This window comes from Lachnoanaerobaculum sp. (assembly GCF_057250505.1).
Genome location: NZ_DBHIEQ010000019.1, coordinates 51,838 through 59,080, shown reverse-complemented (window position 1 = coordinate 59,080; position 7,243 = coordinate 51,838). Strand labels below are relative to the sequence as shown.

The 7,243-nt window shown below is 36.6% G+C and carries 7 protein-coding genes; 3 read left to right on the top strand and 4 right to left on the bottom strand.

The window, feature by feature from the left end:
• The first annotated feature begins 178 nt into the window (after positions 1-178).
• Positions 179-1,063: an ABC transporter substrate-binding protein gene (locus tag ACO6FI_RS09080; protein ID WP_485457054.1), complete on the top strand. Its 885-nt coding sequence runs from the start codon at positions 179-181 to the stop codon at positions 1,061-1,063.
• Between the two features lie 125 nt (positions 1,064-1,188).
• On the opposite strand, the gene ACO6FI_RS09075 is transcribed toward ACO6FI_RS09080, so the two are convergent.
• The gene (locus ACO6FI_RS09075) at positions 1,189-2,337 is read right to left on the bottom strand and encodes a M20 family metallopeptidase (protein WP_008754555.1); all 1,149 of its coding nucleotides are present in this window, start codon (positions 2,335-2,337) and stop codon (positions 1,189-1,191) included.
• 36 nt (positions 2,338-2,373) lie between these two features.
• The gene (locus ACO6FI_RS09070) at positions 2,374-4,137 is read right to left on the bottom strand and encodes an ABC transporter ATP-binding protein (protein ID WP_485457053.1); all 1,764 of its coding nucleotides are present in this window, start codon (positions 4,135-4,137) and stop codon (positions 2,374-2,376) included.
• A gap of 177 nt (positions 4,138-4,314) precedes the next feature.
• Here ACO6FI_RS09070 and ACO6FI_RS09065 point away from each other — a divergent pair, with 177 nt between their 5' ends.
• Both ACO6FI_RS09065 and ACO6FI_RS09060 read left to right on the top strand, forming a co-directional pair.
• Complete coding sequence (locus tag ACO6FI_RS09065; protein WP_485457052.1) at positions 4,315-4,725, top strand: hypothetical protein; 411 nt, start codon at positions 4,315-4,317, stop codon at positions 4,723-4,725.
• A complete protein-coding gene (locus ACO6FI_RS09060) occupies positions 4,709-4,945 on the top strand; it encodes a hypothetical protein (protein WP_485457051.1) in 237 nt (78 codons plus the stop codon). Before ACO6FI_RS09065 ends, ACO6FI_RS09060 begins: the two co-directional genes overlap by 17 nt.
• Positions 4,946-5,074: 129 nt before the next feature.
• On the opposite strand, the gene ACO6FI_RS09055 is transcribed toward ACO6FI_RS09060, so the two are convergent.
• Both ACO6FI_RS09055 and ACO6FI_RS09050 read right to left on the bottom strand, forming a co-directional pair.
• Positions 5,075-6,517 (bottom strand): anti-sigma-I factor RsgI family protein, encoded by a 1,443-nt coding sequence (locus tag ACO6FI_RS09055; protein WP_485457050.1) that lies wholly within the window; start codon positions 6,515-6,517, stop codon positions 5,075-5,077.
• Positions 6,514-7,243: sigma factor (locus tag ACO6FI_RS09050; protein WP_485457049.1), on the bottom strand; the 730-nt coding region annotated here is incomplete at its 5' end. The genes ACO6FI_RS09050 and ACO6FI_RS09055, both read right to left, overlap by 4 nt.

Genomic DNA, 7,243 nt, shown 5'->3' with positions numbered 1-7,243 from the left:
AGCAGGAATTAAAACCAACGAAGTTTGTAACAGTTAATAATTATTCGATATACTAATTTATCACATGATAAAAATTTATTAATCGGCAAAAGTTATTGTTTTTACTCTGCAAGTGGAAGCAGCATACTTAGTTTGACCAATTCAAAAATAAAAAGTGAAGTTCGTATAGGGACGGAATGTGGACGGACTTATCTCAATGCCTCCTGACTCATTAAATGCGGCAAAAAATTCCATTCTGGCAAAATATGCCCCTGATATATTGAATGTTTCCATAGATTATTACAAAGGCGGTGAACTTAATATGGAAGAGTTGTTAAAACTTAAGCCTGATGTGGTATTTTATGCAGGCGGAGAGGAAGAAAGACAGCAGTTTGTAAATGCCGGAATACCCGCTGTCGGATTTTCAACAGTTACCCCTAACGGCCCCAATACTATCGAAACACTTAATGCATGGATAAGCCTTATGGAACAGGTCTTTGAAGAAGGCAGTAAGGTTACCGGTATAACAGAATATGCCAAGGAAGTTCAGGATGAAATCAATAAAAGACTTGCCGATATTCCTGAGGATCAAAGAAAAAAAGTATTGATGATCGGTCATTACAGCGATACCAACTTTACCTTAGGAGGTTTCAGTGATTATTGGATCTCCGTAACCGGAGGTATCAATGTAGGTAAAGGAACACAGGGAAATGTAAATATGGAACAGGTATATTCCTGGGCACCCGACATAATGTTTATCTCAACTCTCTCAGACTTCTTCCCGGAAGATTTTTATAATAACACTACAGTTGAAGGTGCCGACTGGAGCGGGGTACCTGCGGTTATAAATAAGCAGGTTTATAAATTTCCATTGGGCATGCACCGTTGGTGGCCGCCTTCAACCGATGCTCCGCTTTCTCTTTGGTGGATTGCAAAAACAACCTACCCTGAAAAGTTTGAGGATATAAACATGGATGAAAAAATCAAAGAATATTATAAGAAGTTCTATGGCATGGATCTCACAGATGAAGATGTCAACTCAATACTTAATCCTGTAAAGGGTGTGGGTAGAACATATTATTAAAATAATTTAAGACTGTCTGAAATGGGCAACCTTAATACAAATAAAGTATCCCGGCAGTTACAAGGCCAAAAAACCTTGTGACTGCCGGGATTTATACTGAACAGCCCTTTCTTTATAAGATTTTCTTATAATCCGGTCATTATATCAATATACAACTTACAAGACTCAAAAAGTTGCTTAAGCTCCACATATTCATTTTCCCTATGCACCACAGACAAATCCCCCGGACCTATGATTACAGGTATCAGATTGTTTTTTATAAGCATACTGGCATCTGTAGAGCCTGTAAATGTATCAAAAACAGGATTTATATCAAGCTTTTTCAGTGATGACATAATACCCTGTATCAATTCATCCTCTTTTTTTGTATGCCATGAAGTTCTCATATCCTCTATCTCATAGGTAGCGTCAAAATGCGGATTCTCAGATTTTATTTCCTGTATAAGCTCTTCAAGTTTTTCCCATATCTTAGCCGGCTCATGTCCCACCTGAAGTCTGGCATCTACAGTAAATACGCATCTGTCAGGTACTACCTGTGGCTCCACCCCGGCATTTATGGCAAGTGTACGCCAAAATGTGTCCGGATACTCCTTAAACTCTGTATGCTTTATCTTTTCAATCAGCTTTATTGCAAGATATATCGCATTTTCTCCCACACCTTTTTGTGAACCGTGAGCAGTCATTCCATGCACACAAATATCCGCCCATGTTCTTCCTTTTTGCTCATTGCATATTTTCATATCTGTAGGCTCACATACTATAAGATATTTTGCATTTTTAAACGCCTCATTATCCTGCAATGCCTTGGAACCCTTCATAAGATTTTCCTCGTCAATGGTGGCGGCAAGTATTATATCTCTTTTGGGAGTGATATTATTTCTTTTCAGCAGTATCATTGAATAAATCGCAGATATAAGCCCGCTTTTCATATCCGCACTTCCTCTTCCATATAATTTACCGTCCTTTATAGTCGAGGTAAATGGCGGAGTATTCCATCTTTTCATCTCGTCATCCGATACCGGAACAACATCCATATGTCCGGTAAATACCAAGGCATCCTTATCCTGACTTCCCCTTATTTTTGCTATAATATCATATCTGCCTTCTTCCACAGGCACTGTAAAATATTCTATACCGTTTTGCTTTAGCAGACTTTCCACATATTCACACATAGGCTTTTCATTTCCCTTAGGATTTGTGCTTTTTATATCCACCGCCTTTGAAAATATGTCCACCAACTCATCTTCATCTATCAAATCAAAAATATCCTGCATAATATCTCCATTCCGCCATCTCATTGGCTTAAAAACTTATTCTTTTAATTCATCTATATTTTTATTATAAAAATTAAAATATATTCCCTTTTTACTCAGCAACTCCTCATGTGTACCGGACTCTTCTATGCCTTTTTCAGTAAGTACCAAGATTTTATCGGCATTTCTTATTGTTGAGAGTCTGTGAGCTATGGTGATTGTAGTTCTTCCCTCACTTAATGTTTCAAGAGACTGCTGCACTATAGCCTCAGAATTATTATCAAGTGCCGATGTCGCCTCATCAAGTATCAGTATCGGAGGATTTTTAAGAAATACTCTTGCTATACTGATTCTTTGCTTTTGACCTCCTGAAAGCTTGGTGCCTCTCTCACCTATATATGTATCAAACTTATCGCTAAGTTCCATAATAAAATTATAGGCACCTGCCATCTTTGCAGCCCTTTTAACCTCTTCAAAGCTTGCATCCTTTTTTCCGTACACGATATTTTCATATACAGTGCCGGAGAATAAATACACTTCCTGTTGAACTATACCGATATTGTCTCTTAGCGACTTTTGCTTAATATCACGAATATCCCTGCCGTCTATCAGTATCTCGCCTCCGCTGACCTCATAAAATCTGGGGATAAGATTGGATATTGTGGTTTTACCGACTCCTGATGAGCCTACCAGAGCAATATTTTCTCCCTTATTTATATTAAAGCTTATATTATCAAGTATCTTTACATCACTTTGAGGATATGAAAAGCTTACATTCTTAAACTCAATATCACCCTGTACATCCTTTAGTATAACGGCATCTTCCCTATCAATTATATCGTTTTTTACATCCATTATCTCGATATATCTTTCAATACCTGTCATTCCTCTTTGGAACTGCTCCATAAAATCAACAATTCTTTTTACAGTATTTAAAAGCATATTGATATAAAGAGTGTATAAAAACATATCGCCGGCATTTATAACTCCTATTTTTATATAGTGGCTGCCAAGTACAATAACCGTCAAATACATGATACCGTCAAAAATCCTGTAGACCACCTGCAAATTTGCCATATGCTTGTAAAACACTTTTTTAATATCCAAAAATTTCAAGTTTTCCCTGTGAAACTTTTCCACTTCCAAATCCTCATTTGCAAAAGACTTAACCACCTTTGCACCAAGTATATTATTCTCAATACCTGAATTTATATCACCGACATGATTTCTTTGCTCTTTTTGTGCCGCTCTCATCTTTTTATTGGCAGAGGACATAAAAATCACCATAATCGGTATCATCATAAATATAATCAAGGTCAGAACAATATTTATATTTATAAGTATCACAAATGAAATAACAAATTTTACAAATGCAATAAAAAACTCTTCCGGGCAATGATGTGAAAACTCCGTAACTTCAAACAAATCCGTGGTTATACGGGATAAAATCTGACCGGATTTATTGGTGTTATAATATGAATACGGAAGTTGTTGAATATGCGAAAAAATATCATATCTCATATCCGTCTCTATCTTGGCTCCCATAACATGTCCGATATTTTGCATATAGTAATTGGCTATGGTATCTATTATACGAAGCAATACAAATATCGCTCCAAGTGTTATTATAAGTTTTAGAGTAAGCAGCTCTATATTTTGTCTTGCAGTATTTGTCAGATATCTCAGTATTATCGGCAGTACCAAATCACACATTGTAGAAAATCCGGCACATATCAAATCAAGTATAAGTGTAGGATAATATTTGCTGTAATAAGGCAAAAACCTCTTAAACAAATACGAATTGGTATAAGTTTTTGACATAGAAATCTCCTTTTTATTTTACAACTATTTTAGTATAACATCTTTTAGAATAAGAAAATACATCATTTTTATATGTATAAAAATATATCTGTGTTGGTATATTTCACTTTAAATCTTTGATTATGGAAATATTAGAGAATAATTATACTTTTTTACGAATACAGTAATGTTTAAATTTTGATAAATGCTCTTTCAAAAAACGGAGAGCCTACTCAAAGTATTGTAGATAATACAGAGCTATTCTTTGTTTACAATGCGGTACCTGTCAGCAAGATAAAATCAGAGGATGAACTTAGAGAACTTGTCTTTGAGTCGAATACAGATACTATTGATATTAAGGATTCCAGCTGGGTTGTAACAGAGTATCAGCCGTCAAATGAATATTTTGAGAGAGTGCTTTCTTATGATGATAGTGGTAAGCTTTTTGAATCCATGAATTTCATTTATGAAGACAAAAATTATACAACGATCACTCTAATGTCTGACCTTCTGGGTGAACAATATAATACCGGAATGACAAATATCCTCTTGCTCGGGGCAGACAGAGCCACCCCCCTTCGGCTCAGTACTGTTGGTAAAAGTTTTTGATGATGATTCATTAAAAATAAGGGTTTTAGTCAATATCGAGAGAGATAAGATTTCTATAAAAAAGGGCTGGTATACCTTTGATGAAATCAAAAAATTTATAGCTTTATACAATTCAGATAAATTCAGTACAGTAAATTCAATTATATTTTCAGCCGGGGGAATAATCGCTGTTTTATCGGTAGGATTTATTGTATGTGAAAAATACAGGAAAAGTCTGTAGCACAGTAAAAAATCGCCGGCTTCTTACACTCCGGCGATTTTTGCATTATTTTAACAATCATATTATGAGGTATTATATTTAATAAAACAGGTTAAGAGGCTCTGTTGTCAGCCTGATTATTGCGGGTATTTATCTCATACTTCCGGGAGTATTATCCTGCATTGAATCATTGCTTTGTGACAAATCATTACTCTGCAGTGAAGTATTATTTGATTCATTGCTTTGTGGCAGACTGCCATTTTGTTTAGGCTCATTACCCTGTATTGAACTGTTATTTTGTTGTGACTCACTGCTTTGCATCGGGCTGTTACTTTGCTGTGATTCACCACCTTTTACCGGGCTGGTACTTTGCTGTGACTCACCACCTTTTACCGGGCTGGTACTTTGCTGTGACTCACCGCCTTTTATCGGGCTATTACTTTGTTGTGGCTCACTGCTTTGTATCCGGCTGCTTTGTTGTGGCTCACTGCTTTGTATCCGGCTGCTTTGTTGTGGCTCATTACTCTGTGTACCTTGTCCTTCTTCAAGACTTTTATCTTTAGAATTTTTAGGAGCTTTATCATTTGACTTACTTTTATTTTGAGACTCTATCTCCTGCTCACTGCCGGTATTTTTTTCTGTCTGCGAAGCTGACTGTTCTTTATTATTTTTAGAAGATTCCGGCATCTTGCTAGAATCTGTTTCCATGCTCTTTTGATTATTTTTTTCTTCCTGTAAAGCTGATGAACTTTGCAAATCAACAGACTGCCCGGTTTCCACGGAAGTCTCGATAGTATTATTTGAGTTTTCGGTTTGTCCTGAGGATTCTAAAAGCTCTGAAACTGTATAGTTTTTATACTTCACAATATCTGCCGGCTGTATTGCAAAAGTTTTAGCATCGGTGGATGATTCATTCCCATCCTTTTGAGACTTCGCTTTAATATATTGAATCTGCTGATAAGTTCCTGTGGAAATGCCTAAGGAACTTGCTGTTTTATGTTCTTTTAAGGTAGAGCCTGTAAGTACAAGATTTAATTTACCCTTTGTCTGCTCTGTACTAAATGCTGATAAAGCCTCCTTTTGCAAAATGTTCATGCGTCTATCATTGCTTGCAGACACATTTATCAGCACATATTCTCCGGTATCACTGTTTAGATATTTTTTTTGTGAAAGAATCAGCTTTGTCTGTTCCAAAGTTTCTTCCAATGTGGCATGATGCAGTGATGTCTTCATCAACTCATCCACAATTCCCTGTCCTTCTTCATTAAGTCCCTTTACCTTAATTACATAATTTTGTCTGTTCAAGGTATACTCTATTGACGGATTTATATCCAAGGACACATAGGAGCATGCCCAAACGGTATTATAGGAGTATACTCCACCTGCTCCGGCAGTAAGCAAAAATAGTGCCGCAGCACTGCCGGCAAGATATCTTCTAAATGAGCCGAGTGAGAGTATCTTACCACGGCTTTCAGGACTTATATCCAAAGAATCCCCGACAGAGAGCTTACCTTTTTTAATTTTTCTAACGACTCCATCCTCACATAGAACGGCAGCCCAATTTTCTTTGATTTCCAGTACTACTGCTTTCATAGTTCTGATTCCAATGCCTTTCTGATATAACTCATATATTCTTTCAGCAGAGGATAATCCCCCTGCATAATTTCTGCCGCTGCTATAATATATTTTCTATGCCTTTCCAAAATCTTTACAGAAATATCTTTGTCTGATGAAATGTCCTTAACAGGAAGTGTTTTTGTAGTTTGCATTTTTTTGAAAAGAGTCGGATTTTGCAAAAGTACGGCTACCGCCTTTGCACAAGCTATCTTTGTCTTTTCCGCCTTTGGAGAGCATTCTGTCAGGTCAAAAAAAGAAAAATTATAGCCTGAAAGCAGATTTTGTACTGCTGCAATCTCATCCTGCATAGGGGTTGAACCCGGGGCTTCCACACCGACACCCTCTGCCGCAGATATTTCTACAGATCTTTGTCGTATTTCTATTTGTAAGGCACTTACTTCTTCTTCATTTTCGATTTCGCCATCCATAGAGGCAGGCTCAACAGAAAGCTCTTTTTGAAAGCGGGCCTGTGAAAGGGAATAGTCTGTCAACCGCCTTTTGATTACCAAAAAAGCAAACCCCTTAAAGCTTCCCTTGGACTCTTCATAGGATTTTATCGCTTCACAAAAGGCAATCATAGCTACAGAATATTCATCATCATTTTCTGATATAAAACGTTTCGTTGCTCGAAAAGCACTTATTAAAATAAATTTTTTATGCTTACTTATAAAAGTATTCATATAATTTTCATCCGTCTGTGCC

Excerpts from the sequence above, each read along its gene's own strand:
- ACO6FI_RS09070 (WP_485457053.1), bottom strand. The coding sequence starts at position 4,137 with ATGTCAAAAACTTATACCAATTCGTATTTGTTTAAGAGGTTTTTGCCT.
- ACO6FI_RS09055 (WP_485457050.1), bottom strand. The coding sequence starts at position 6,517 with ATGAAAGCAGTAGTACTGGAAATCAAAGAAAATTGGGCTGCCGTTCTA.
- ACO6FI_RS09075 (WP_008754555.1), bottom strand. The coding sequence starts at position 2,337 with ATGCAGGATATTTTTGATTTGATAGATGAAGATGAGTTGGTGGACATA.